The following is a 23,783-nucleotide window of genomic DNA, read 5'->3' as shown; positions in this document are numbered from 1 at the left end:
TAACCGAACGATCGGTCGGGACAAGGGGGCCCGGCGAACCTGTGGACAACGCATCGGGGAGGATCACTGCCATGACCGCAATCGACCCGGGCCGCACCGTCGCCGTGGTGGGCACCGGGACCATGGGCCAGGGCATCGCCCAGGTCGCCCTGGCCGCGGGCCATCTCGTGCGGCTGTACGACGCCGTGCCCGGCCGCGCGGAGGAGGCGGCGCGGGCGATCGCCGCCCGGCTCGGCCGCCTGGTGGACAAGGGCAGGCTCGACGCGGCCGGCCGGGACGCGGCTCTCGCCCGTCTGCGGCCCGCCGCGCGGCTCGCCGAACTCGCCGACTCCGCGCTCGTCATCGAGGCGATTCTGGAGCAACTGGACGTCAAGCAGAAGCTGTTCGGTGAGCTGGAACCGGTCGTTTCGGAAGACTGCCTGCTGGCCACCAACACCTCCTCGCTGCCGGTGACCGCGGTCGCCGGGGCCCTGCGCCGGCCCGGTCGCTTCGTCGGCCTGCACTTCTTCAACCCCGCACCGCTGCTGCCGCTCGTGGAGGTCGTCCGCGGCTTCGCCACGGACGAGGCGGACCTCGAGCGGGCGCGCGCCACCGTGGCCGCCTGGGGCAAGACGCCGGTGACCTGCGCCGACACCCCCGGCTTCATCGTCAACCGGATCGCCCGGCCGTTCTACGCCGAGGCCTTCCGCGTCTACGAGGAGCGCGGCGCCGACCCGGCGACCATCGACGCCGTGCTGCGGGAGTGCGGCGGCTTCGCGATGGGCCCGTTCGAGCTGACCGACCTCATCGGCCAGGATGTGAACAACTCCGTCACCCGTTCGGTGTACGAGGCCTTCTTCCACGACCCCAAGTTCACGCCGTCCTTCGCCCAGGGGCAGCTGGTGCAGGCCGGGCTGCTCGGGCGCAAGACCGGCCGGGGCTGGTTCGACCACGGCGAGGGCGCGGTGCGGCCGGAGCCGAGCACGGCCGAGCCCTGCGACCCGCCGGCGGAGATCTCCTGGCACGCCAAGGCGCCGGGCGTCTGCGCCCCGCTCCACGAGATGATCGAGGAAGCGGGCGTCAAGGTCGTCCGCGACCGCACGCCCCAGTCCGAGTGGTACATCGGCCTTCCCGACGGCGCCATGCTCACGCTCACGGGCGGCGAGGCCGCCACGCCCCAGTGCGGCGGCACGTACATCTACTTCGACCTGGCCCTCGACTACCGCTCCTGCACGCGCGTCGCGCTGGCGCCCTCCGAGAAGGCGTCGGCGGCGGACGTGCGGGCCGCCGTCGGCCTGTTCCAGGCGCTCGGCAAGAAGGTCAGCGTCGTCGGGGACGTCCCCGGTCTGATCGTCGCCCGTACGGTCGCGATGCTCGTGGACTTCGCCGAGGACGCCGCCGGCCGGGGCGTGGCGGACCGGGAGGACGTCGACACCGCCATGCGGCTCGGCGTGAACTACCCGCGCGGGCCGCTCGAATGGGGCGAGGAGATCGGCCTGAGCCGGGTGCGGAACATCCTGTGGGGACTGTCCCAGGACTACCCCGGCGGCCGCTACGAGCCGTCCCTGTCCCTCCGCCGCCGTGCGGCCGTCCGAGAGAGCCTGCTGTAATCATGACCATGGCCAAGCGCGACACCTACACGCCCGAATCGCTGCTGGCGGTCGCCGTCAAGGTGTTCAACGAGCGGGGCTACGACGGCACCTCCATGGAGCACCTCTCCAAGGCGGCCGGAATCTCCAAGTCCTCGATCTACCACCACGTCAAGAGCAAGGAAGAACTGCTCAGGCTCGCCATAAGCCGGGCCCTGGACGAGCTGTTCGCCGTGCTGGGCGAGCCGGGGGCCGTCGAGGGGCGGGCGATCGGGCGGCTGGAGTACGTCACCCGGCGCACGGTGGAGGTGCTCCTGGCCGAGTTGCCGTACGTGACGCTGCTGCTGCGCGTGCGCGGCAACACGGACACCGAGCGCTGGGCGATGGACCGGCGCCGCGAGTTCGACCACCAGGTCGCCGAGCTGCTGAAGCAGGCCGCCGCCGACGGTGACCTGCGGGAGGACGTGGACGTCCGGCTGGCGACCCGGCTGCTCTTCGGGATGATCAATTCCATCGTGGAGTGGTACCGGCCCGAGCGTGGCGGGGCCGCCACGAGCGACGAGGTCGCCGCCGCAGTGATCCACACGGCCTTCAGCGGCCTGCGCACGCACCGCTAGGCCCGGCCGGGCCCCGGCGGGGTCTAGGGCCCGCCCGGGGCCTCCGGCGGCTTGAGGTCCTGGAGGTCCGTCTCCTCGAAGACCAGTAACGTCCGGGTGCTCAGGACCTCCTCCATGGCCTGTATCCGGGTGAGGACCAGCTCCCGCAAGGCCCGGTTGTCCTTGGTGTGGACCAGCAGCAGCACGTCGAAGTCCCCGCTGACCAGGGCGATGTGGGCGGCACCGGGCAGTTCGCGGAGCTTTTCGCGGACCGAGCGCCAGGAATTCTGGACGATCTTCATCGTGATGTAGGCCGACGCCCCGTGGCCGGCGCGCTCCTGGTCCACCCGGGCGCCGAAGCCCCTGATCACGCCGTCGTCGATCAGGCGGTTGATGCGGGCGTAGGCGTTGGCCCGCGAGACGTGCACACGCTCGGCGACGGACCGTATCGAGGCGCGGCCGTCGACCTGGAGCATGCGCAGGATCGAGCGGTCGATCTCGTCGAGCGGGCGGGCGGGCGGTCTGCCGCCCGACGTGGCCATCTGTTCGTCCGCCATACCGCCCTGCCTCCCCTTCATGGACGCCCTGCCCATATCTCAGGTTGTGGAGAACCGTTTGTCCACAGGCTTGGGCCGCCTGTAGCCAAAAAGTGCTGTCGACCGAACAATCGGTAGGGGGAGCGCGCGACGCTTTCCGGTCAAGCTCGTCCCAAGAGGAGGTGCTCGTCATGACGGTTCTGGAGCAGCCCGGCTCGTACCGGCCGACCCCGCCGCCGGCCTGGCAGCCGCGGACCGATCCCGTGCCGCTGCTGCCCGACGCGGAGCCGTTCCGCCTCCTCGGCACCGAGGCGGCCGCGGAGCTCGACCCGCAGCTGCTCCTGCGGCTGTACGGGCAGCTCGTGCGCGGCCGCCGGTACAACACCCAGGCCACCGCCCTGACCCGGCAGGGCCGTCTCGCCGTCTACCCCTCCTCCACCGGCCAGGAGGCCTGCGAGGTCGCCGCCGCGCTGGCCCTGGAGGAGCGGGACTGGCTCTTCCCCAGCTACCGCGACACCCTCGCCGCCATCGTGCGGGGCCTCGACCCCGTCCAGGCCCTGACGCTGCTGCGCGGCGACTGGCACACCGGCTACGACCCCCACGAGCACCGCGTCGCCCCGCTGTGCACCCCCCTGGCCACCCAGCTCCCCCACGCGGTCGGGCTCGCCCACGCCGCGCGGCTCAAGGGGGACGACGTCGTCGCGCTCGCCATGGTCGGCGACGGCGGCACCAGCGAGGGCGACTTCCACGAGGCGCTCAACTTCGCCGCCGTCTGGCGCGCCCCCGTCGTCTTCCTCGTGCAGAACAACGGCTTCGCCATCTCCGTCCCCCTGGCCAAGCAGACCGCCGCGCCCTCCCTGGCCCACAAGGCCGTCGGCTACGGCATGCCCGGCCGGCTCGTCGACGGCAACGACGTGGCCGCCGTCCACCAGGTGCTCTCCGAGGCCGTGGCCCGGGCCCGGGCCGGCGGCGGCCCCACGCTGGTGGAGGCCGTCACCTACCGCATCGACGCCCACACCAACGCGGACGACGCCACGCGCTACCGCACCGACGCCGAGGTGGAGACCTGGCGCGCCCACGACCCCGTCGACCTGCTGCGGCGCGAACTGACCGGCAGGAAGCTGCTGGACGAGGCGACCATACGGGCCGAGCAGGACGCCGCCGAGCGGATGGCCGCGGACCTGCGCGAGCGGATGAACCAGGACCCGGAGCTCGACCCGATGGAACTGTTCTCGCATGTTTACACGCAACAGACTGCCCAACTACGCGAACAGGCAGCACAATTGCGTGCTGAGCTGACCGCCGCAGGGGAGCTCCCGGCAGCCCAGGAGGGCCGCCCCCAGGAAGGAAGGCAGCGATGACCACCGCGGCTGTCGGAACCGACCGCAAGCCCGCCACCATGGCTCAGGCCCTGTGCCGGGCCATGCGCGACGCCATGGCCGAGGACCCCGCCGTCCACGTCCTCGGTGAGGACGTCGGCACGGCCGGCGGCGTCTTCCGGGTCACCGACGGACTGGCCAAGGAGTTCGGCGAGGACCGCTGCACGGACACGCCGCTCGCCGAGGCGGGCATCCTGGGCACGGCCGTGGGCATGGCCATGTACGGACTGCGTCCCGTCGTCGAGATGCAGTTCGACGCCTTCGCCTACCCCGCCTTCGAGCAACTGGTCAGCCACGTCTCCCGCATGCGCAACCGCACGCGCGGTGCCATGCCGATGCCGATCACCATCCGCGTGCCCTACGGCGGCGGCATCGGCGGCGTCGAGCACCACAGCGACTCCTCCGAGGCCTACTACCTGGCCACGCCCGGCATCCACGTCGTCACGCCGGCCACGGTCGCCGACGCCTACGGCCTGCTGCGCGCCGCCATCGCCTCCGACGACCCCGTCGTCTTCCTGGAGCCCAAGCGGCTGTACTGGTCCAAGGCCGACTGGGACCCCGAACGGCCCGAGCCCGTCCCCGGCATCGGCCGTGCGGTCGTCCGCCGCCGGGGCGGCTCGGCGACGCTCATCACCTACGGTCCGTCCCTGCCGGTCTGCCTGGAGGCGGCCGAGGCGGCGGTCGCCGAGGGCTGGGACCTCGAAGTGATCGACCTGCGCTCCCTGATGCCGTTCGACGACGAGACGGTCTGCGCCTCCGTGCGGCGCACCGGTCGGGCCGTGGTGGTCCACGAGGCCACGAGCTTCGGCGGACCCGGCGGGGAGATCGCCTCCCGGATCACCGAGCGCTGCTTCCACCACCTGGAGGCCCCCGTGCTGAGGGTGGCCGGCTTCGACATCCCGTATCCGCCCCCGATGCTCGAGAAGCACCATCTGCCCGGTGTCGACCGGGTGCTGGACGCGGTGGCCCGGCTCCAGTGGGAAGCGGACTGGACCGCCACCGACCACCCGACTCCTACCGCATACGAGAGTGGTGCGCGCTGATGGCCGTGGTGCGCGAGTTCACGCTGCCGGACCTGGGCGAAGGGCTCACCGAGGCCCTGGTCGTCCGTTGGCTGGTCGGCGTCGGCGACGTCGTCGTCGTCGACCAGCCCGTCGTCGAGGTCGAGACGGCCAAGGCGATGGTGGAGGTGCCCTGCCCCTACGGGGGCGTGGTCACGGCCCGCTTCGGCGAGGAGGGCACCGAACTGCCCGTCGGCTCCCCCCTGCTGACGGTGGCGGTGGGGGAGACGGAGGCGGCCGCGGCCGTTCCGTCCGGCGGGGACGAGGGCTCGGGCAACGTGCTCGTCGGCTACGGCACCCAGGCGCCCATGGCCCGCCGCCGCCGGGTGAACCCCCAGGCCCGCGAGGCGGACCGGCCCGCGGCGCCCGCCGCGGCGCCCACGTCCGTCGCGGTCATCTCCCCGCTCGTGCGGCGGCTCGCCCGGGAGCGGGGCGTGGACCTGAGCGGGGTGCGCGGCAGCGGACCCGACGGGCTGATCCTCAGGGCGGACGTCGAGGACGCCGCGCGGACGGCACCCGCGGCCCACGCGGCGCAGGTGCCCCAGGCAGCCCGTCCCGCCCACCGCACCGAGGCGCCCCGGTCCGGCCGCCGCCCGGCCGCCGCCCGGCGCGCGGCGGCGGGCCTGCGCGTCCCGCTGCGCGGGGCCCGGGGCGTGGCGGCGGAGAAGCTCAGCCGCAGCCGCCGTGAGATCCCCGACGCCACCTGCTGGGTGGACGCGGACGCCACCGAGCTGCTGGCGGCGCGCCGCGCCATGAACGCCCCGGGCGGCGCCAAGGTCTCGCTGCTCGCCCTGCTCGCGCGGATCTGCACGGCCGCGCTCGCGAAACACCCCGAGCTGAACGCCACGGTGGACACCGACGCCCAGGAGATCGTCACCCTCCCCGACGTCCACCTGGGCTTCGCGGCCCAGACCGACCGCGGTCTGGTCGTCCCCGTGGTCCGCGACGCCGGCGCGCGCAACGCGGTGGAGCTGTCCGTGGAGATGGCCCGGCTCACCGAGGCCGCCCGCGCGGGCAAGCTCAGCCCGGCGGAGCTGACCGGTGGCACGTTCACGCTCAACAACTACGGGGTGTTCGGCGTCGACGGCTCGACACCGATCATCAACCACCCCGAGGCGGCGATGCTGGGCGTCGGCCGCATCACCCCCAAGCCCTGGGTGCACCAGGGCGAGCTGGCGGTGCGGCAGGTGGTGCAGCTGTCGTTCACGTTCGACCACCGGGTCTGCGACGGCGGCGCGGCGGGCGGCTTCCTGCGATACGTCGCGGACTGCGTGGAGCAGCCGGCGGTGCTGCTGCGCACGGTCTGAACGGGGGCGCTCCGGGGCACGCGGTCCCGGGCGCCCGCCGGCCGCCGCCATACTCGACGGGTGACGGGATACGACGCCGTAGTACTCGCCGGTGGCGCCGCTCGGCGGCTGGGCGGAGCCGACAAGCCCGGGCTCACGGTCGGCGGGCGGCCGCTGATCGACCGGGTGCTCGGCGCCTGCGCCGACGCCGGGCGCACCGTGGTGGTCGGGCCGCGCCGGCCCACCGCCCGCCCGGTCGACTGGGCCCGTGAGGAGCCCCCCGGCGGGGGCCCCGTCGCGGCGCTGGAGGCGGGACTGCGCCGCGTGACGGCCGACCGCGTCCTGGTCCTCTCCGCCGACCTGCCCTTCCTCGGCCCCGGCATCGTGCGGTCGCTGCTGGACACGCTCGGCGGGCCGGACGGGCCCGAGGGCGCCCTGGTCACCGACCCCGGGGGCGAGGACCATCCGCTGGTCGCCGCCTACCGCACCGAGCCGCTGCGCCGCGGACTCGGGCTGCTCGTCGCCGAGCACGGCACGTTCGCCGGCCTGCCCCTGCGCCTGCTCACCGCCGAGCTGACCCTCACCCGGCTGCCCCACCCCCTCGCCTCCTTCGACTGCGACACCTGGGAGGACGTCGGCGCCGCCCGCGCGCGCATCAGGGACGATGGGAGCGTGCTGGATGAATGGATCTCCGCGGTCAAGGCCGAGCTGGGCATCGAGCTCGACGTCGACAGGGCCGGCCTCCTCGACCTCGCGCGCGACGCCGCCCACGGTGTGGCCCGCCCCGCCGCGCCCCTGACGACCTTCCTCGTGGGATACGCCGCGGCCCAGCGGGGCGGCGGCCCGGAGGCGGTCGCCGAGGCCTCCCGCCTGGCGGCCGCGCTGGCCGGACGCTGGGCGGCCGAAGGCCGCGACACGAAGCCCGACGGGTCGTCATGACGGACCACGAGGCTGACGCCGCGCTCGAACGCGCCACCGACGAGGCCCTCGCCCTCTTCGCCGACGACCGCGTGCCGGGCGCGGCCGCCCGGCGCGGCCGCGCCCGGGGACGGCGCCCGGCCGAGGGCTACAACCCCTTCGCCGAGGATCCCTTCGCCGACGCCGCCACGCCGCCCGCGCCCGCCCGTGCCGCCGCGTCGCCCGCCGGCGACACGCCCGGGTCCGAGGACCACCCCGCGACCGGTCCCGTGGAGCCCCCGGGCTCCGGCACCGGGCACGGGGCGGAGCACGCACCGGGACGGCGGGCGGAGGAGGCGGAGCACGCCGCGCCGCGGGCCGTCCCCGCCGGCCGCCACCGCCACACCGGCAGCGCCTGGCCCGCCGCCCGGACCGTCGCCGCCCGCGCCGCCGACCCCCTCGACCCCCGGGTGCGGCCCCTCGACGACTGCCTCGGCCACACCCTCGCCGCGCCCCTGAAGGCGCTCACCGACCTGCCGCCCTTCGACACCTCCGCCATGGACGGCTGGGCCGTGTCGGGCCCCGGCCCCTGGCGGCTGCCCGGCGCGGGCCCCGCGGCCGCCCGCGCCGAGGACGAGGCCGGCGAACCCGCCGACGCCGGCGGCACGGACGTCCCCGACGCGCCCGGCATCCTCGCCGGCCACGCCCCCTCCGCCGCCCTCCACGACGGCGAGGCCATCCGCATCGCCACCGGCGCCCGCATCCCCTCCGGCGCCACCGCGGTCCTGCGCAGCGAACACGGCACCGTCCGCCCCCAGGGCGAGCTCCACGCCGGCCGGCACCTCGTCCAGGGCCAGGACATCCGGCCCCGGGGACAGGAGTGCCGCAGCGGCGACGAACTGCTGAGCGCCGGCACCCCCGTCACCCCCGCCGTGCTCGGCCTGGCCGCGGCCACCGGCTACGACGAACTGCGCGTCGTGCCCCGCCCCCGCGTGGAGGTGCTGGTCCTCGGCGACGAACTGCTCCGCGAGGGCCTGCCCCACGACGGCCGCATCCGCGACGCGCTCGGCCCCATGCTCGGCCCCTGGCTGACCGCCCTCGGCGCCGAGGTGACCGCCACCCGCCGCCTCGGCGACGACGCGCCCGCGCTGCGCGCCGCACTGGAGGCGTCGGACGCCGACGTCGTCCTCACCACCGGCGGCACCGCCGCCGGCCCGGTCGACCACGTCCACCCCACCCTGCTGCGCCTCGGCGCCGAACTGCTCGTCGACGGCGTCGCCGTGCGCCCGGGCCACCCCATGCTGCTGGCCCGCCTCGCCCCCGACCGTTACCTGGTCGGCCTCCCCGGCAACCCCCTCGCCGCCGTCGCCGGACTGCTGACGCTCGCCGCGCCCCTGCTGCGCGCCCTGGCGGCGGGGCCCGTCGCGGAGCCGCCCCGGGCCGCGCTCACGGAGGCCGTCCCCGGGCATCCCGACGACACCCGCCTGGTGCCCGTGGTGCGCGAGGACAGCGGCTGGGTCCGGCCGCTGCGCTTCCACGGCCCCGCCATGCTGCGCGGTCTCGCCGCCGCCGACGCGCTGGCCGTCGTCCCGCCGGGCGGCGCGGACCGGGGCACGCGCGCCGAGCTGCTGCTCCTGCCCCGGCGGTCCGGGGCGGCGGGAGGCATGGTGTGAAGCTCCCGCCGCAGGACGCCGTCGCCCACGGCGGCCGGCACGAGCCCGAACACCAGATCCTGCTGCCGCGCTACGCCGTGGCCCCGATACGCCAGGTGGGCCGGCGCATCCTCGTCGCGCTGCTGGTCATGGTCGCCACGGTCCTCATCGTCTACGCCGACCGCGGCGGCTACCACGACAACGCCGACGGCGGCGTCGACTTCCTCGACGCCGTCTACTACTCCACCGTCACCCTGTCCACCACCGGATACGGCGACATCGTCCCGTACAGCGACAGCGCCCGCCTGACGAACGTGCTGCTCGTGACGCCCCTCCGTGTCCTCTTCCTGATCATCCTGGTCGGCACCACCCTCGAGGTCCTCACCGAGCGCACCCGCGAGCAGTGGCGGCTGGCCAGATGGAGGTCCGCCGTGCGCGAGCACACCGTCGTCGTCGGCTTCGGCACCAAGGGCCGGTCGGCCGCCTCGACCATCTGCGGTCCCCACGCGAGCCCCCGGGAGCGGGAGAGGATCGTCGTGGTCGACCCCAACCCCAAGGCCGCCGAGGCGGCCACGGCGGAGGGCTACGTGGCCGTCGTCGGCGACGCCACGCGCAGCGACGTCCTGCTGCGCGCCGAGGTGCAGAAGGCCCGTCAGGTCATCATCGCCACGCAGCGCGACGACACGGCCGTCCTCGTCACGCTCACCGCGCGTCAGCTCAACCGCGGCGCGAAGATCGTCGCGGCCGTGCGGGAGGAGGAGAACGCCCCGCTGCTGCGGCAGTCCGGCGCCGACTCGGTGATCACCAGCGCCAGCGCGGCGGGCCGGCTGCTGGGCCTGTCGGTGCTCAGCACCGGCGCCGGGACGGTGATGGAGGACCTGATCCAGCAGGGCAGCGGACTCGATCTCGTCGAGCGCCCGGTGGTCAAGTCCGAGGTGGGGCGGGGGGTGCGCGAGACGGAGGACCTGGTGGTGTCCGTGCTGCGCGGCCACCGGCTGCTGGCGTACGACGACCCCGAGGCGAGCCCCCTGAAGGCCACGGACCGTGTGATCACCATCGTCCGCGCCCGGCCGCCCGGGGAGGACTGAGCCGCCACCACCGGACGGCGGCGACCCGCCCGTCGCGGAACCGCCGGGTCCGGCCCGGTGCCGAGGAGCACGCGCGCGTGGCCGGGAATTCCGGCGGCCCCGGGGGTAGTTTCGCTGGCATGTATGCGATCACCATTCCCGTACCCGGCGGCCCGGAGGCCCTGGTGTGGGCCGAGGTCCCCGACCCCGTGCCCGGCGAGGGCGAGGTCCTGGTCGAGGTCGTCGCCAGTGGCGTCAACCGCGCCGACATCGTCCAGCGGCAGGGCTTCTACGACCCGCCGCCCGGTGCCTCCCCCTACCCGGGCCTGGAGGTCTCCGGCCGGATCGCGGCGCTGGGGCCGGGCGTGGGCGGCTGGGCCGTCGGCGACGAGGTGTGCGCACTGCTGTCCGGCGGCGGCTACGCGGAGAAGGTCTGCGTCCCGGCGGGCCAGTTGCTGCCCGTACCCGACGGCATGGACCTCGTCTCGGCGGCGGCGCTGCCCGAAGTGACCGCCACCGTCTGGTCGAACGTGTTCATGGTGGCCCACCTGCGCCCCGGCGAGACCCTCCTGGTGCACGGCGGAGGCAGCGGCATCGGCACGATGGCGGTGCAGCTGGCGAAGGCGGTCGGCGCCCGCGTCGCCGTCACGGCCGGCGGGCAGGACAAGCTGGAGCGCTGCCGCGAGCTGGGCGCGGACATCCTCATCGACTACCGCGAACAGGACTTCGTCGAGGAGCTGCGCAAGGTGACGGGCGGCGTCGGCGCGGACGTCATCCTCGACATCATCGGGGCGAAGTACCTCGACCGGAACCTCGACGCCCTGGCCGTCAACGGCAGGCTCACCATCATCGGCCTCCAGGGCGGCCGCACGGCCGAGCTGGACCTGGCCAAGCTCCTCACCAAGCGGGCCGCGGTCGCGGGCACCACGCTGCGGGCGCGCCCGCTGACGGAGAAGGCCGCGATCGTGGCGGCGGTGCGGGAACACGTGTGGCCGCTGATCGCCGGAGGCCGGGTGCGGCCGGTGGTCGACCGCACGCTGCCGCTGCGGGACGCCGCCCTGGCGCACGCGGTGCTGGAGGAGAGCGCGCACGTCGGCAAGGTGCTGCTGACCACGGGCGCCGCCTGACCGCCCGCCGCACGGCGCGCGCGTCACCCGACCGGCCGCTCAGCGCGCCCCGCGGCAGGGGCCGTGTGAGGGTGGGGGTGTCCGTAGGGGGCGTCTCGTGCGGAGGGTGGCGACATGCGCGGCAGTGGTCCCCTGGCCGGTCCGGCGCTGGCGGCGGTGGTGTCCGTACTCATAGCCCCCTGGCCGGCGCGGGCCGGCCAGCCCGGACCGGCGGCCCCCGAGCCGCCGCCGTCCGTGGCGGCCACCACGGCGACGACGGTGTTCCCGTCGGCGCCCCCCTCGCCGGGCGCCGACGCCCTCGCCGGCACCGTCGCCGGCGAGGGCCGCATCCATCCGGGCCGGTCGAGCGGCCCGCCGGAGGCGGGCGCGGCGGCGAGCCCGTCACCCGTGCCGACGGGGCGGGGGACCCCCGACAGGCGGCACGGCGCCCACCAGCCGCCCGGCGAGGCGGTGCCGGGCGAGGAGGAGGACGGCGCGGTGGACGAGCCGGACGACCTGCCGCCGGCGTCGTACGGGGCCGTGCCGCTGCCCGCGCCGGAGCACGCGCCCCCGCGTGAGACCCAAGGGTCCACGGACCGGGTGATGCGCGTGCTGCCCCTGGGGACGGGGATGGCTCTCACCGGGCTGGGTCTGGGCTTCATCGCCCTGCGGCTGCGCCGGCGCTGACACCGCCGGAGCCGACGCCGGCCGGTCGCCTGCCTCCGGCGCGTCGCCGACCGCCGGAGAAGTCGTGCGCCCCCGCACGCATCGTGCGCCCCCCGCGGTGGATCAGACGTGTACAGGGGCATCAAGAGGGGGAAATCATCTGTGCGAGAGAATGGCGGCATGGATATGCCGAGGAATGAACGGTCGCAGGAGAGTCCGCACGTCCTGGTCGTCGGGCCGGACGGCATGGCTCTCGGCAGCGCCAGCCCCGGCGGCGGGGAGGGCGACGACGAGTCGCGCGAGGTCCCGGTGACGGAGATGGTGGAACAGCCCGCGAAGGTCATGCGCATCGGCAGCATGATCAAGCAGCTGCTGGAGGAGGTCCGGGCCGCACCTCTGGACGAGGCGAGCCGCGTCCGGCTGAAGGAGATCCACCACAGCTCGGTGAAGGAGCTGGAGGACGGCCTCGCGCCCGAGCTGGTGGAGGAACTGGAGCGCCTGTCGCTGCCCTTCACCGACGAGACGATCCCCACCGAGGCCGAACTGCGCATCGCGCAGGCCCAGTTGGTCGGCTGGCTGGAGGGTCTCTTCCACGGCATCCAGACCACGCTGTTCGCCCAGCAGATGGCCGCCCGCGCCCAGTTGGAGCAGATGCGCCGCGCGTTGCCGCCCGGGATGGCGGGCGACGACGACATCGAGGGCCCGCAGCACGGCGGCGCCCGCTCGGGTCCCTACCTGTAGGCCGCCAGAGCGTCGCCGGCGGGCCCGAGTCCGCTCGTGAGGAAGGCCGGTCGCCCCGCACGGGACGACCGGCCTTCTCGTGTGACCGTGGGAACGCGGCCTTACGCGCGGGGCCGTGCGGAGTGCCGGCCCGCCCGGCGCGTTACGAAGCCGGGTCGCCCGTCGACACCGTCAGGACGAACAACTGGCTCGGCGACTTCGGGTCGAACGGGTCGCCCGCCTCCGGGGTCTGGCTCATCACCGTGCCCTGGCCCCACGTGTTCTCGTTCTGCTGGTCGACCCGGTACTTCCAGCCCGCGGCCTGGAGGCATTCCTTCACGGAGTCGATGTAGACGTAACGGAAGTCGGGGGCGCTCTTCTTCGTCTTGTCGTTGTAGACGTCGTAGGCCTTGGTGCACTTCTCCTTGTCGATGGTCTTCGACTTGTCGCCGTCCTTGTGCTTGGCCTGCGTGCCGCCGCCCGTCGTGCCGCCCGAGGCGGTGCCCGCGCCGCCGCCCGAGGTGCCCGCACCGCCGCCGGGGGCCACCGAGGCGGCCGGCGAGGCCTTGCCGCCGCCCGCCTCGTCGTCCGAGCCGCTCTTGCCGTTCAGCGCGATGGCGGCGATGACGCCGAGGACCGCGAGCACCGCGACGGCCGCCGAGCCGATGAGGACGGACTTGCTGTTCCTGCCGCCGGACGACCCGGAACCGCCCGGCACGCCCGGCATGGGCGAGGTGGCCGCCGGGGTGGCGTACGCCGGGGTGCTCGGACCGGTCTGGTAGGCCGGGGCGGGCGTCGGGTAGGCGGGAGGGGGCGTGGAAGGGCCGTAGCCGCCGTTGTACGGGCCCTGGGGGGCCTGCTGGGGCTGGTACGGCGTCTGGACGCTGTGCGGCCCGGGAACGGACGCCTGGCTGCTGTCCACGGGCGGGAAGACAGCCGAGCCCACTCCGGCACCGCTGCGGGCCGGCGGACCGCCCGCGATGATGATCGGCGACGGGGCCCCCTGGGCCGTACCGGCCACCCGGGCGCACTCGTCGCGCATCGCCTCGGCGCTCGGGAAGCGCTCGTTCGGGTTCTTCTTCAGCGCGCGGGCGACCAGCGCGTCGATGGCCGGCGGGATCGAGCGGTTGATCGAGGAGGGCACGGGCGGCTCCTCCTGGACGTGCGCGTAGGCGATGGCCAGCGGCGAGTCCGCGTCGAAGGGCAGCCGGCCGGTCAGCAGCTCGAAGAGCATGATGCCGACCGAGTACAGGTCGGAACGGGCGTCGACGCCGCGCCCCAGCGCCTGCTCGGGGGAGAGGTACTGCGGGGTGCCGACGACCATGCCGGTCTGCGTCATGGAGGTGACGCCGGACTGCATGGCGCGGGCGATGCCGAAGTCCATGACCTTGACCACGCCGCGCTTGGTCATCATCACGTTGCCGGGCTTGATGTCGCGGTGGACCAGGCCCATCTCGTGGCTGACCTCGAGCGCGGCGAGCACGTCGGCTGTGATCTTCAACGCCTTGTCGGCGGGCATCGCGCCGTACTGGGCGACGTCGGCGTCCAGCACCGAGCGCAGCGGCTGGCCCTCGACGTACTCCATGACGATGTACGGCATCGTCGAGCCGTCGAGGTCGTCCTCGCCGGTGTCGAAGACCGACACGATGTTGGTGTGCGTGAGCTTGGCCACGGACTGGGCCTCGCGGCGGAAGCGCTCGCGGAAGGACGACTCGCGGCCGAGCTCGGTGTGCAGGGTCTTGATGGCGACGTTGCGGTCGAGGACCGTGTCGTGGGCCAGGTGTACGGAGGCCATGCCGCCTTCGCCGAGCAGGTCGCGCAGTTGGTAGCGACCGCCGCCGACCGAGCGTCCCGCATAGCGGCCCTGTGCGCCGTCCTGGCTCATGGTGTTGCTTCCCCCTCGGCGCACTGCCTGGCGTACTGATCCAGTTCGACCGGGTTGTCGCTCCGGCGCTCTGATCCAGCTGTTCTTCGACGTATCCCGGCCAAGTCTGCCCGAGGTCCGGGGCACGTCAAGCCGCGTGCCCGTTCCGTGACCGGATGCGCGACAAGCCGTCACGGGATTTGCCTTGCTCGTACCGGTACGGGTTTGATAGCCGGTCCATCCCGGACCGGCGCACGGCCGGAAGGCTGTAGCGTGCCCTAGCGGAAGACCGTTTTCCCCGCGATTCGCCTCCCACAGCGAAGCGGACCAGACACGACGGCGAGGACTGATGGCACAGACGCAGAGCGCCCAGGGTCCCGACCCTGACGCCAACGGGGGCGGAATGCCCGATGTGCCTGAAATGTGGGGCAACGGCGGACTGGTCGGCGACGGCCGCTACCGCCTCACCCACCGGCTCGGCCGCGGCGGCATGGCCGAGGTCTTCGCCGCCGAGGACGTGCGCCTCGGCCGTACGGTCGCAGTGAAGCTCCTCCGCGCCGACCTCGCCGAGGACCCGGTCTCCAAGGCGCGCTTCACGCGCGAGGCGCAGTCGGTGGCCGGCCTGAACCACCACGCGGTGGTCGCCGTCTACGACTCCGGCGAGGACACCGTCGGCCGCAACGTCGTGCCGTACATCGTCATGGAGCTGGTCGAGGGCCGCACCATTCGCGACCTGCTCCTCAACGCCGAGGCGCCGCCGCCCGAGCAGGCCCTGATCATCGTGTCGGGGGTGCTGGAGGCGCTGGCCTACAGCCACCAGCACGGCATCGTGCACCGCGACATCAAGCCCGCGAACGTGATCATCACGAACACGGGCGCGGTCAAGGTCATGGACTTCGGCATCGCCCGCGCCCTGCACGGCGCGGCGTCCACCATGACCCAGACCGGCATGGTCATGGGCACGCCCCAGTACCTCTCGCCCGAGCAGGCCCTCGGCAAGACCGTCGACGCCCGCTCGGACCTCTACGCCACCGGCTGCCTGCTGTACGAACTGCTGGCGCTGCGTCCGCCGTTCACCGGCGAGACCCCGCTGTCGGTGGTCTACCAGCACGTCCAGGACATCCCCGTGCCGCCGTCGCAGGTGCAGGGCTCGGTGCCGCCGGAGCTGGACGGGCTCGTCATGCGCTCCCTCGCCAAGGACCCGGACGACCGGTTCCAGAGCGCCGAGGAGATGCGCGGGCTGGTCCAGTACGCCCTCCAGATGCTGCACGAGGCGGGCAGCCACACGGGCGCCTGGGACACCGGCCCGATCGAGCACGCCGCGGCGGCCACCCAGGTCATGGGCGCCATGGGCGCGGGGGCCACCACGGCCATGCCGCACCCGCACGGCAACACCTCGCAGCAGCCGCTCCTGCCGCCCCGCCGGGGCGACGACGGCGGCTTCGACGGCTACAACGGCGGCGGCCGCGGTGCGGGCGGCGCCGGAAAGAACAAGCTGTGGCTCGTGGCCGTGCTCGCGGTGGTCGCGGTCGCGGTCGGCGCGTTCTTCCTCCTCAAGCCGGACAACACCAGCAGCAAGGGCACGAACCCCAAGCCGGACAAGCAGAGCAGCAGCCCCAGCAGCCCCACGCCGAGCACCAGCAAGTCGCCCTCCAGCAAGCACAACGGGTCCGCCACGGCCCGCCCCGGCGCCGGGGACGACGACACCAGCGATCGGGACGACACGGGCTGGCAGACGCGCGAGCCGAGCGACGAGTCGACCAGGCGGCACACGAAGCAGCCGTCCCAGGGCCCGTCGGGCGAGGCGTCCGGACCGCCCAAGCCCAGCACGGATCCGACGAGCAAGCCCTCGGACGACCCGAAGCCGCAGTCCCCGCCGCCCGCCAGCCCCGGCGCTGCCGCGGGGGGCAACACCGTCATGGGTTCCACCGGCTGACCACCGACGACGGACGAAGGCCCGCCCCGTGCGGGCCTTCGGCGTTCTCCGGCGCGGGGCAGCCGCCGCACCTCAGCCGGTGAAGGCGTCGCGCACGGCCTCGTAGGCGCCCGTCCACCACACCGACAGCGCCGCCGACGCCGGGAAGCCGGGGTCGGCGCGGTGGTCGCCCAGCTGGTAGCGCCAGCGCAGCATCCAGAAGTCGTTGAGCCGCTCCCACCACACCCGGTGGCAGGCCGCCGCGAGCTCCGCCGCGTCCGCGCCGGTCGCCCGGCGGTAGGCGCGGGCGTACGGCCGTATCTTCGCCAGGTCCAGGGTGCCGTCGGGGCGCAGGAAGAAGATCACCGCGGCTCGTACGGCCTCCTCCGCGCGGGGCTGCACGCCCAGCCGGTCCCAGTCGACGATCGCGGCGGGCTCGGCGCCCCGGTAGAGCAGGTTGAGCGGGTGGAAGTCGCCGTGCACCCAGCCCCGCGCCGGGATGGCGGCGGCGGGCGGGCGGCGGTGGGCGTGCCGCTCCAGCAGCGCGCGGCGCTCGACGAGGCGGTGCTCGGCCAGCTCGTCGAAGGAGTCCCGGGGCCGGTCGCGCACGAGGCTCAGCAGCTCCTCGATCAGGGCGAAGGTGTCCTCGGGGTCGGCGGCCGCGTCCGGGGCCTGTCCGGGGCCCGGCACAGCCCCCTCGGGGCCCTCCATGACCTGTTCCAGGCAGGTGTGCACATGGCCCAGTAGCGCGCCGAGGCGACGGGACTGGGCCGCGGTCAGCTCGCCGCCGTCCCGGTGCCGGCCGTCGATCCACGGGTGGAGCGCGTAGCAGCGGCCGCCCAGGACGGTGACGGTGTTGCCGTCCGCGTCCGCGACGGGCGGGGCGACGGGCAGGCCCAGGGCGCCCAGCCGGCGGGTGACCTCGTGCTGGCGGGCGATGGCGTCGCGGTCGCCGTCGAGGTGGTGCTTGAGGAAGAAGCGGCCACGGGTGGTGGAGAGGCGGTAGCCGCGGTTGAGGAGCCCCTCGGTCAGCGTTTCGCAGGCCACGGGCTCGCCGGCGCGGTCATAGCGGCCGAGGAGCGTGCGCAGGGTGCCGCTGTCCGGTGGGGCGTGGGTGACAAGTGAGCGCGGCACGCCCCAAATGTTAGATCACGCAGCGTGTGCGGCCCGTCGTGCGGGTACGCCTTCGAGGTGGTGCAGAGTGATGAACTGAGGTTCTATGCACAGGTATTCGGGAACGAAGGGCGCGGCGTCCGCCGAGCGCGGGGCGCGTCCGAAGAGTTCCAGCTGTGCGGCGTCCGGGCGGAAGACGCGCGCCGTGCCGACGAACTGCACGGTCCACACGGACTCGTCGCCCTCCTCGCGCTCCGCGAGGTTGTCCGCGCCGTACGCCACCACGCTGCCGTCGCAGGCCCGGGCGTAGCCGAAGCCGCCGTGCAGCCGCAGCAGCACCTTCCCGTCGGCCACGACGTGCCGGGCGACGGTGACGAAGGGGAGCGCGCGCATGCTCACGGATATCCGGCCGTAGGGCGTGCCGGAGAGGAGCTCGAGCGCTCGGCGTTCGTCGCGCGCCGCGGCGGGCGACGCGGAGGGTGGGGACACCGCGGGTTGCATGCGCACCACAATGCACTGCCGTCGCGTGAACACCTAGGGGCACCCGCCCCCGATGAGAGGGGACGTTCGCCCCTGGCGGTGCCCGGCTTTCAGTGCCGCTCCCCGGCCCCCTGGCGCTTCTCGGCCTGCCGGCGGGCCACATAGGCGGCGGCCTGCGAGCGCCGCTCCATGCCGAGTTTGGAGAGCAGGCTGGAGACGTAGTTCTTGATGGTCTTCTCGGCGAGGTGCAGCCGCTCGCCGATGGCGCGGTTGGTCAGGCCCTCGCCGATCAGGTCGAGGATGCGGCGTTCCTGCTCGGTCAGCGACGCCATCCGGTCGTCGCCCCGGGCACCTTTTCCGTCGCGCAGCCGCTCCAGCACCCGCGCGGTCGCCACCGGGTCGAGCAGCGATTTCCCGGCCGCGACGTCCCGCACGGCGGAGAGCAGCTCGTTGCCGCGAATGGCCTTCAGGACATAGCCCGAGGCGCCCGCCATGATGGCGTCGAAGAGGGCTTCGTCATCGGCGTACGAGGTGAGCATCAGGCATTTGATGTTTTCGTCCTGCGAACGGATCTCACGGCATACTTCGACCCCGCTGCCATCCGGAAGGCGAACGTCCAGTACGGCGACATCCGGCCGTGTGGCGGGAATGCGCACCAACGCGTCGGCGGTGGTTCCGGCCTCTCCCACGACCTCGATGTCCTCCTCGCCGGAGAGCAACTCGTGGACGCCGCGGCGCACCACCTCGTGGTCGTCAAGCAGAAATACCGTGATTTTTCCTTGTACGCGCACGACGCCAGTCTCACACATCGACTCTTCCCCTGCTCTTGTCCTCCGAGATAACGTGCCCCCGTTCCGGCGGGCCACAAGGCCCTGACCAGTGGATTGGCTCCCGCATTGGCCCGGCTTTCGCGATTTACTTGGAAATCCAAGCAAAATCGCAGGTCAGGCGGGGTTTCGCAGGAATGCCAGGTACTGGGTAACGTGCTTATTGCAGGCCATTCGCCGGGGCACCTGTCACGCCCGGTTCCGGCCTCGGCACACCCACCCCGTGTGCCGTCGGGGATCGGGCGAGCCTCTCTTCGCCTCACGGCGGAGGGACCCCCTCTGGCCGCCGGCGACCCCGGGGGCCGGACAGACGGAGGAGCACACGTGACCGTGGACAGCACTGCCGCGCGCAAGCCGCGACGCAGCAGCAAGCGCGCCGGCGCCAAGAAGGCCGCCGGCGAGCCCGAACTCGTCCAGCTGCTGACGCCGGAAGGCGAACGGGTCGAGCACCCGGACTACTCCATCGACCTGTCGCCCGAGGAACTGCGGGGCCTGTACCGGGACATGGTCCTGACCCGCCGCTTCGACGGCGAGGCGACGACGCTCCAGCGCCAGGGCGAACTGGGTCTGTGGGCCTCCCTGCTGGGCCAGGAGGCCGCCCAGATCGGCTCGGGCCGGGCCACCCGCGACGACGACTACGTCTTCCCGACCTACCGCGAGCACGGCGTCGCCTGGTGTCGCGGGGTCGACCCCACGAACCTGCTGGGGATGTTCCGCGGCGTGAACAACGGTGGCTGGGACCCCAACGAGAACAACTTCCACCTCTACACGATCGTCATCGGCTCGCAGGCGCTGCACGCCACCGGCTACGCGATGGGCGTGGCCAAGGACGGCGCGGACTCCGCCGTCATCGCCTACTTCGGCGACGGCGCCTCCAGCCAGGGCGACGTGGCGGAGGCCTTCACCTTCGCGGCCGTCTACAACGCCCCGGTCGTGTTCTTCTGCCAGAACAACCAGTGGGCGATCTCCGAGCCCACCGAGCGCCAGACCCGCGTCCCGCTCTACCAGCGCGCCCAGGGCTACGGCTTCCCCGGCGTGCGGGTCGACGGCAACGACGTCCTGGCCGTGCTGGCCGTGACCAAGGCCTCGCTGGACCGCGCCCGCACCGGCGAGGGCCCCACGCTGGTCGAGGCGTTCACGTACCGCATGGGCGCCCACACCACCTCCGACGACCCGACGCGCTACCGCGGCGACGAGGAGCGGGAGCTGTGGGAGGCCAAGGACCCGATCCTGCGCCTGCGCGCCCTGCTGGAGAAGGAGGGCCTCGCGGACGAGGCGTTCTTCGCGTCCCTGGAGGCGGAGAGCGACGCCCTGGCCAAGCGGGTGCGGGACACCGTGCGCAGCATGCCGGACCCCGAGGACCTGGCGATGTTCGAGCACGCCTACGCCGACGGCCACGCGCTGGTCGACGAGGAGCGCGCCCAGTTCCTGGCCTATCAGGCGTCGTTCGCGGACGAGGAGAACAACTGACATGAGCATCGAGAAGCTCACGATCGCCAAGGCGATCAACGCCTCCCTGCGCACCGCCCTGGAGACCGACCCCAAGGTCCTGGTCATGGGTGAGGACGTCGGCAAGCTCGGCGGCGTCTTCCGCGTCACCGACGGCCTCCAGAAGGACTTCGGCGAGGAGCGGGTCATCGACACCCCGCTGGCCGAGTCCGGCATCGTCGGCACCGCCATCGGCATGGCCCTGCGCGGCTACCGCCCGGTCGTGGAGATCCAGTTCGACGGTTTTGTCTTCCCGGCGTACGACCAGATCGTCACCCAGCTGGCCAAGATGCACGCCCGCGCGCTCGGCAAGATCAAGCTGCCGGTCGTCATCCGCATCCCCTACGGCGGTGCGATCGGTGCGGTCGAGCACCACAGCGAGTCGCCCGAGGCCCTGTTCGCGCACGTGGCGGGCCTGAAGGTGGTCTCCCCGGCGAACGCCTCGGACGCCTACTGGATGCTCCAGCAGGCCATCCAGAGCGACGACCCGGTGATCTACTTCGAGCCCAAGCGGCGCTACCACGACCGCGCCGAGGTCGACACCGCCGCGATCCCCGGGCCGCTGCACACCGCCCGCACCGTCCGCGAGGGCACCGACCTGACGCTGGTCGCCTACGGCCCGATGGTCAAGACCTGCCTGGAGGCCGCCGCGGCCGCCGAGGAGGAGGGCAAGTCGCTGGAGGTCCTGGACCTCCGCTCGATCTCGCCCATCGACTTCGACGCGATCCAGCGGTCCGTCGAGAAGACCGGCCGCCTGGTCGTCGTCCACGAGGCACCCGTCTTCTTCGGCTCCGGCGCCGAGATCGCCGCCCGGATCACCGAGCGCTGCTTCTACCACCTGGAGGCCCCCGTCCTGCGGGTCGGCGGCTACCACGCGCCCTACCCGCCGTCCCGGCTGGAGGACGAGTACCTGCCCGGCCTGGACCGGGTGCTCGACTCCGTCGACCGCGCGCTGGCGTACTAGGGCTCAAGGGAGAGTCGTGACGATGACAAGCACCGCCAACCCCGGCCAGCGGTTCCGCGAGTTCAAGATGCCCGACGTGGGCGAGGGGCTCACCGAGGCCGAGATCCTCAAGTGGTACGTGAACGTCGGCGACACCGTCTCCGACGGGCAGGTGGTCTGCGAGGTCGAGACCGCCAAGGCGGCCGTCGAGCTGCCGATCCCCTTCGACGGCGTTGTGCACGAGCTGCGCTTCCCCGAGGGCACGACCGTGGACGTCGGCCAGGTGATCATCTCGGTGGACACCCAGCCCGGCGCGGGGCCCGCGGAGGAGGCCCCGGCCTCGACCGCGGCCCACGCGGAGAAGAGCGCCGCGTCCGCCCTCGCGGCGGAGGCCGAGCCGGAGCAGCAGGGCCGCCAGGCCGTGCTCGTCGGCTACGGCGCCGCGCCGTCCTCGACGAAGCGCCGGCCGCGCAAGGCCCGCCCGGACGCCGACCGGTCGTCGGTGGCGGCCGCCGTGCAGGCCGAGCTGAACGGGCACGTGGCGCAGGTCCCGGCGCCGGCCGCCCCCGCGGTCCCGCCGCCCGCGGCGGCCCCGGCCGGCGCCGCCCGGCCGCTGGCCAAGCCGCCCGTGCGCAAGCTCGCCAGGGACCTCGGCGTGGACCTGGCGGTGATCACCCCCACCGGAGACGGTGGCGTGATCACCCGTGAGGACGTGCACGCGGCCGCCGCGCCCGCGCCGGTGGCGCAGCCCGCGCCGCAGGAGCAGCCCGTGGCCGTGCCGGCCGCCCCGGCCGCCGCCCGCGAGACCCGCATCCCCATCAAGGGCGTCCGCAAGGCCACCGCCCAGGCCATGGTGGCCAGCGCCTTCACCGCGCCGCACGTCACGGAGTTCGTCACCGTCGACGTGACGCGCACGATGAAGCTCGTGCAGAAGCTCAAGGACGACCCCGACATGGCGGGTCTGCGCGTCAACCCGCTGCTGCTGGTCGCCAAGGCCCTGCTCGTGGCGATCAGGCGGAACCCGGACGTCAACGCCTCCTGGGACGAGGAGAACCAGGAGATCGTCCGCAAGGACTACGTGAACCTGGGCATCGCCGCCGCCACCCCGCGCGGACTGATCGTGCCGAACATCAAGGAGGCCCAGGCCAAGACGCTCCCCGAGCTGTCGCGGGCGCTGGGCGACCTGGTCGCGACCGCGCGCGAGGGGAAGACCAGCCCCGCCGACATGTCCGGCGGCACGGTCACGATCACCAACGTCGGCGTCTTCGGCGTCGACACCGGTACGCCCATCCTCAACCCCGGTGAGTCCGCGATCCTCGCCTTCGGCGCGGTCAAGCTCCAGCCGTGGGTCCACAAGGGCAAGGTCAAGCCGCGCCACGTCACCACCCTGGCGCTGTCCTTCGACCACCGCCTCGTCGACGGCGAGCTGGGCTCCAGGGTCCTGGCCGACATCGCCGCCGTGCTGGAGAACCCCCAGCGGCTGATCACCTGGGGCTGATCGCCCGGGTCCGGTCGCCGACGGCCCGGGGGCCTCGCACCCCGGGCCGGTGGGGCACCGGTGGGACACCGGCAGGACAGAGGGCCCGGACGACTCCCTCCTCACCCCCCTCCAGCGAGGAGAGAGCGGCTGTCCGGGCCCTCTGGCCGTGATGAGAGCGGCCTACGGGCCCTCCACCCGGGTCAGGGTGTGGAATGGCCCGTGCTGCGCAATTTACTTAAGATTGACCGACACTTGCAGTGTCGGAATTGGAGGCCGCGTGGACCGCGTGGACCGCCTCGACGGCGAATCCATCAGCCGCCTGCTCCGCGCCTGGCGGGCGCGTGTCGACGCCAAGAACCTCCCCGAGCTGCGGGGGGTCTTCCCCCGGCCCGGCAGGCGTCTCTCCCAGGCGCATGTCGCCCGGATGACGGGCGTCAGCGAAGGCTGGTACCGGGCCCTGGAGGCGGGCCGGCGCCAGGACTTCTCAGAAAGCTTTCTGCTGAGGGTCGCGGGCGCCCTGCGGCTGAGCGACGCCGAGACGCTCACCCTCTTCCTGGCCGTCTGCGGCCGAAGACCCCCGGAACCGGGCCGCGAGCAGCGCGACTTGCCGCAGGGCGTCAAGGCCCTGCTCGAACAGCAGGTCACCTACCCCGCCTACCTCTCGGACACGGCCTGGAACGTCATCGCGGCCAACCCGCTGATGGGCGAGTGGTTCCCCTGGGTCCTGCGCCCGAAGCCCAACCTCATGCGCTGGGCCCTGCTGCACCCCGAGGCCCGCGAGCAGATGCTCGACTGGGAGGACAGCTGCGCCCGCGTCTACCTGGCCATGCTCCGCGTCGCCACCAACAGCGACCCGGCCAACGACGAACTGCGCGCCCTGCTCCAGGAGATCCTCGAAGCGGACGCGGACTGCCGCCGCATATGGGCCGAGGAACACGACGTGGTCGAGCACCGCGACGGGCACGTGTTCCGGCTGCGCCTGCCGTACCACGGGAACGTGGAGACCCGGGTGACCAGCCACGTCCTGCTGCCCATACAGCGCCAGGACCTGCGGTTCGTCTTCATCACCCCCATGGACGGGTGGGCGGGTGTCCCTGGGTAACCTCGCCCGGTCAGCGGCCTCGGCGAGGCGCACCACG

General features: G+C 73.5%; 21 protein-coding genes. 16 read left to right on the top strand and 5 right to left on the bottom strand.

The window, feature by feature from the left end; genetic code table 11:
• The first annotated feature begins 71 nt into the window (after window positions 1-71).
• Window positions 72-1,589 (top strand): 3-hydroxyacyl-CoA dehydrogenase, encoded by a 1,518-nt coding sequence (locus CYQ11_RS15090; RefSeq protein WP_099200010.1) that lies wholly within the window; start codon window positions 72-74, stop codon window positions 1,587-1,589.
• Window positions 1,590-1,591: 2 nt separating this feature from the next.
• Window positions 1,592-2,185 (top strand): TetR/AcrR family transcriptional regulator, encoded by a 594-nt coding sequence (locus tag CYQ11_RS15085; RefSeq protein ID WP_099200011.1) that lies wholly within the window; start codon window positions 1,592-1,594, stop codon window positions 2,183-2,185.
• Between the two features lie 23 nt (window positions 2,186-2,208).
• Here CYQ11_RS15085 and CYQ11_RS15080 read toward each other — a convergent pair whose 3' ends face one another.
• The gene (locus tag CYQ11_RS15080; protein ID WP_099200012.1) at window positions 2,209-2,721 is read right to left on the bottom strand and encodes an Lrp/AsnC family transcriptional regulator; all 513 of its coding nucleotides are present in this window, start codon (window positions 2,719-2,721) and stop codon (window positions 2,209-2,211) included.
• A 170-nt stretch (window positions 2,722-2,891) separates the two neighbouring features.
• Between CYQ11_RS15080 and pdhA (CYQ11_RS15075) the strand changes: the two genes are divergently transcribed.
• The 9 genes from pdhA (CYQ11_RS15075) to CYQ11_RS15035 all read left to right on the top strand — a co-directional run bounded on the left by pdhA (CYQ11_RS15075) (window position 2,892) and on the right by CYQ11_RS15035 (window position 12,555).
• Window positions 2,892-4,061 (top strand): pyruvate dehydrogenase (acetyl-transferring) E1 component subunit alpha, encoded by a 1,170-nt coding sequence (gene pdhA / locus CYQ11_RS15075; protein WP_099200243.1) that lies wholly within the window; start codon window positions 2,892-2,894, stop codon window positions 4,059-4,061.
• Window positions 4,058-5,122: an alpha-ketoacid dehydrogenase subunit beta gene (locus tag CYQ11_RS15070; protein ID WP_099200013.1), complete on the top strand. Its 1,065-nt coding sequence runs from the start codon at window positions 4,058-4,060 to the stop codon at window positions 5,120-5,122. The genes pdhA (CYQ11_RS15075) and CYQ11_RS15070 overlap by 4 nt, the downstream gene beginning before the upstream one ends.
• Window positions 5,122-6,447, top strand: a complete 1,326-nt coding sequence (locus tag CYQ11_RS15065; RefSeq protein WP_099200014.1) for a dihydrolipoamide acetyltransferase family protein — start codon at window positions 5,122-5,124, stop codon at window positions 6,445-6,447. The genes CYQ11_RS15070 and CYQ11_RS15065 overlap by 1 nt, the downstream gene beginning before the upstream one ends.
• Before the next feature lie 60 nt (window positions 6,448-6,507).
• The gene (locus tag CYQ11_RS15060; protein WP_099200015.1) at window positions 6,508-7,365 is read left to right on the top strand and encodes an NTP transferase domain-containing protein; all 858 of its coding nucleotides are present in this window, start codon (window positions 6,508-6,510) and stop codon (window positions 7,363-7,365) included.
• Window positions 7,362-8,996, top strand: coding sequence for a molybdopterin molybdotransferase MoeA (locus CYQ11_RS15055; protein WP_099200016.1), 1,635 nt, complete (start codon window positions 7,362-7,364; stop codon window positions 8,994-8,996). Before CYQ11_RS15060 ends, CYQ11_RS15055 begins: the two co-directional genes overlap by 4 nt.
• Window positions 8,993-10,063: a potassium channel family protein gene (locus tag CYQ11_RS15050; protein ID WP_099200017.1), complete on the top strand. Its 1,071-nt coding sequence runs from the start codon at window positions 8,993-8,995 to the stop codon at window positions 10,061-10,063. Before CYQ11_RS15055 ends, CYQ11_RS15050 begins: the two co-directional genes overlap by 4 nt.
• A 119-nt stretch (window positions 10,064-10,182) precedes the next feature.
• Entirely contained in the window at window positions 10,183-11,169 is a 987-nt protein-coding gene (locus CYQ11_RS15045; RefSeq protein ID WP_099200018.1) for an NAD(P)H-quinone oxidoreductase, read from the top strand.
• Between the two features lie 114 nt (window positions 11,170-11,283).
• Complete coding sequence (locus CYQ11_RS15040) at window positions 11,284-11,835, top strand: hypothetical protein (RefSeq protein ID WP_099200019.1); 552 nt, start codon at window positions 11,284-11,286, stop codon at window positions 11,833-11,835.
• Between the two features lie 159 nt (window positions 11,836-11,994).
• Window positions 11,995-12,555 (top strand): bacterial proteasome activator family protein, encoded by a 561-nt coding sequence (locus CYQ11_RS15035; RefSeq protein ID WP_099200020.1) that lies wholly within the window; start codon window positions 11,995-11,997, stop codon window positions 12,553-12,555.
• A 142-nt stretch (window positions 12,556-12,697) separates the two neighbouring features.
• Here the strand turns inward: CYQ11_RS15035 and CYQ11_RS15030 are convergent, their stop codons facing one another.
• The gene (locus tag CYQ11_RS15030) at window positions 12,698-14,419 is read right to left on the bottom strand and encodes a protein kinase domain-containing protein (protein ID WP_099200021.1); all 1,722 of its coding nucleotides are present in this window, start codon (window positions 14,417-14,419) and stop codon (window positions 12,698-12,700) included.
• Between the two features lie 328 nt (window positions 14,420-14,747).
• Here CYQ11_RS15030 and CYQ11_RS15025 point away from each other — a divergent pair, with 328 nt between their 5' ends.
• Complete coding sequence (locus CYQ11_RS15025) at window positions 14,748-16,334, top strand: protein kinase domain-containing protein (protein WP_099200022.1); 1,587 nt, start codon at window positions 14,748-14,750, stop codon at window positions 16,332-16,334.
• A 72-nt stretch (window positions 16,335-16,406) separates the two neighbouring features.
• On the opposite strand, the gene CYQ11_RS15020 is transcribed toward CYQ11_RS15025, so the two are convergent.
• From CYQ11_RS15020 to CYQ11_RS15010, 3 genes are all read right to left on the bottom strand, one after another.
• Window positions 16,407-17,447, bottom strand: a complete 1,041-nt coding sequence (locus CYQ11_RS15020; protein WP_099200023.1) for a phosphotransferase — start codon at window positions 17,445-17,447, stop codon at window positions 16,407-16,409.
• Between the two features lie 15 nt (window positions 17,448-17,462).
• Window positions 17,463-17,927, bottom strand: a complete 465-nt coding sequence (locus CYQ11_RS15015) for a pyridoxamine 5'-phosphate oxidase family protein (protein WP_099200244.1) — start codon at window positions 17,925-17,927, stop codon at window positions 17,463-17,465.
• Window positions 17,928-18,016: 89 nt separating this feature from the next.
• On the bottom strand, window positions 18,017-18,697 hold the full coding sequence (locus tag CYQ11_RS15010; RefSeq protein ID WP_099200245.1) for a response regulator: 681 nt from the start codon (window positions 18,695-18,697) through the stop codon (window positions 18,017-18,019).
• Window positions 18,698-19,057: 360 nt separating this feature from the next.
• On the opposite strand from CYQ11_RS15010, the gene pdhA (CYQ11_RS15005) reads away from it, so the two are divergent.
• From pdhA (CYQ11_RS15005) to CYQ11_RS14990, 4 genes are all read left to right on the top strand, one after another.
• Entirely contained in the window at window positions 19,058-20,203 is a 1,146-nt protein-coding gene (gene pdhA, locus CYQ11_RS15005) for a pyruvate dehydrogenase (acetyl-transferring) E1 component subunit alpha (RefSeq protein ID WP_099200024.1), read from the top strand.
• Window position 20,204: 1 nt separating this feature from the next.
• Window positions 20,205-21,185, top strand: a complete 981-nt coding sequence (locus CYQ11_RS15000; RefSeq protein ID WP_099200025.1) for an alpha-ketoacid dehydrogenase subunit beta — start codon at window positions 20,205-20,207, stop codon at window positions 21,183-21,185.
• A gap of 22 nt (window positions 21,186-21,207) precedes the next feature.
• On the top strand, window positions 21,208-22,662 hold the full coding sequence (locus tag CYQ11_RS14995) for a dihydrolipoamide acetyltransferase family protein (protein WP_099200246.1): 1,455 nt from the start codon (window positions 21,208-21,210) through the stop codon (window positions 22,660-22,662).
• Between the two features lie 259 nt (window positions 22,663-22,921).
• Window positions 22,922-23,746: a helix-turn-helix transcriptional regulator gene (locus tag CYQ11_RS14990; protein WP_181143665.1), complete on the top strand. Its 825-nt coding sequence runs from the start codon at window positions 22,922-22,924 to the stop codon at window positions 23,744-23,746.
• The last annotated feature ends 37 nt before the right edge of the window (window positions 23,747-23,783 follow it).

The sequence above is a fragment of the Streptomyces cinnamoneus genome (genome assembly GCF_002939475.1).
Classification (GTDB): domain Bacteria; phylum Actinomycetota; class Actinomycetes; order Streptomycetales; family Streptomycetaceae; genus Streptomyces; species Streptomyces cinnamoneus_A.
Note: the sequence above shows the minus strand (reverse complement) of the source record. Positions and strands in the feature narration are given on the sequence as shown.

Excerpts from the sequence above, each read along its gene's own strand:
- CYQ11_RS15045 (WP_099200018.1), top strand. The coding sequence starts at position 10,183 with ATGTATGCGATCACCATTCCCGTACCCGGCGGCCCGGAGGCCCTGGTG.
- CYQ11_RS15065 (WP_099200014.1), top strand. The coding sequence starts at position 5,122 with ATGGCCGTGGTGCGCGAGTTCACGCTGCCGGACCTGGGCGAAGGGCTC.
- CYQ11_RS15085 (WP_099200011.1), top strand. The coding sequence starts at position 1,592 with ATGACCATGGCCAAGCGCGACACCTACACGCCCGAATCGCTGCTGGCG.
- CYQ11_RS15015 (WP_099200244.1), bottom strand. The coding sequence starts at position 17,927 with ATGCAACCCGCGGTGTCCCCACCCTCCGCGTCGCCCGCCGCGGCGCGC.
- CYQ11_RS15070 (WP_099200013.1), top strand. The coding sequence starts at position 4,058 with ATGACCACCGCGGCTGTCGGAACCGACCGCAAGCCCGCCACCATGGCT.
- CYQ11_RS15035 (WP_099200020.1), top strand. The coding sequence starts at position 11,995 with ATGGATATGCCGAGGAATGAACGGTCGCAGGAGAGTCCGCACGTCCTG.
- CYQ11_RS15090 (WP_099200010.1), top strand. The coding sequence starts at position 72 with ATGACCGCAATCGACCCGGGCCGCACCGTCGCCGTGGTGGGCACCGGG.
- pdhA (WP_099200243.1), top strand. The coding sequence starts at position 2,892 with ATGACGGTTCTGGAGCAGCCCGGCTCGTACCGGCCGACCCCGCCGCCG.
- CYQ11_RS14995 (WP_099200246.1), top strand. The coding sequence starts at position 21,208 with ATGACAAGCACCGCCAACCCCGGCCAGCGGTTCCGCGAGTTCAAGATG.
- CYQ11_RS15000 (WP_099200025.1), top strand. The coding sequence starts at position 20,205 with ATGAGCATCGAGAAGCTCACGATCGCCAAGGCGATCAACGCCTCCCTG.
- CYQ11_RS15025 (WP_099200022.1), top strand. The coding sequence starts at position 14,748 with ATGGCACAGACGCAGAGCGCCCAGGGTCCCGACCCTGACGCCAACGGG.
- CYQ11_RS15080 (WP_099200012.1), bottom strand. The coding sequence starts at position 2,721 with ATGGCGGACGAACAGATGGCCACGTCGGGCGGCAGACCGCCCGCCCGC.
- CYQ11_RS15055 (WP_099200016.1), top strand. The coding sequence starts at position 7,362 with ATGACGGACCACGAGGCTGACGCCGCGCTCGAACGCGCCACCGACGAG.
- CYQ11_RS15030 (WP_099200021.1), bottom strand. The coding sequence starts at position 14,419 with ATGAGCCAGGACGGCGCACAGGGCCGCTATGCGGGACGCTCGGTCGGC.
- CYQ11_RS15040 (WP_099200019.1), top strand. The coding sequence starts at position 11,284 with ATGCGCGGCAGTGGTCCCCTGGCCGGTCCGGCGCTGGCGGCGGTGGTG.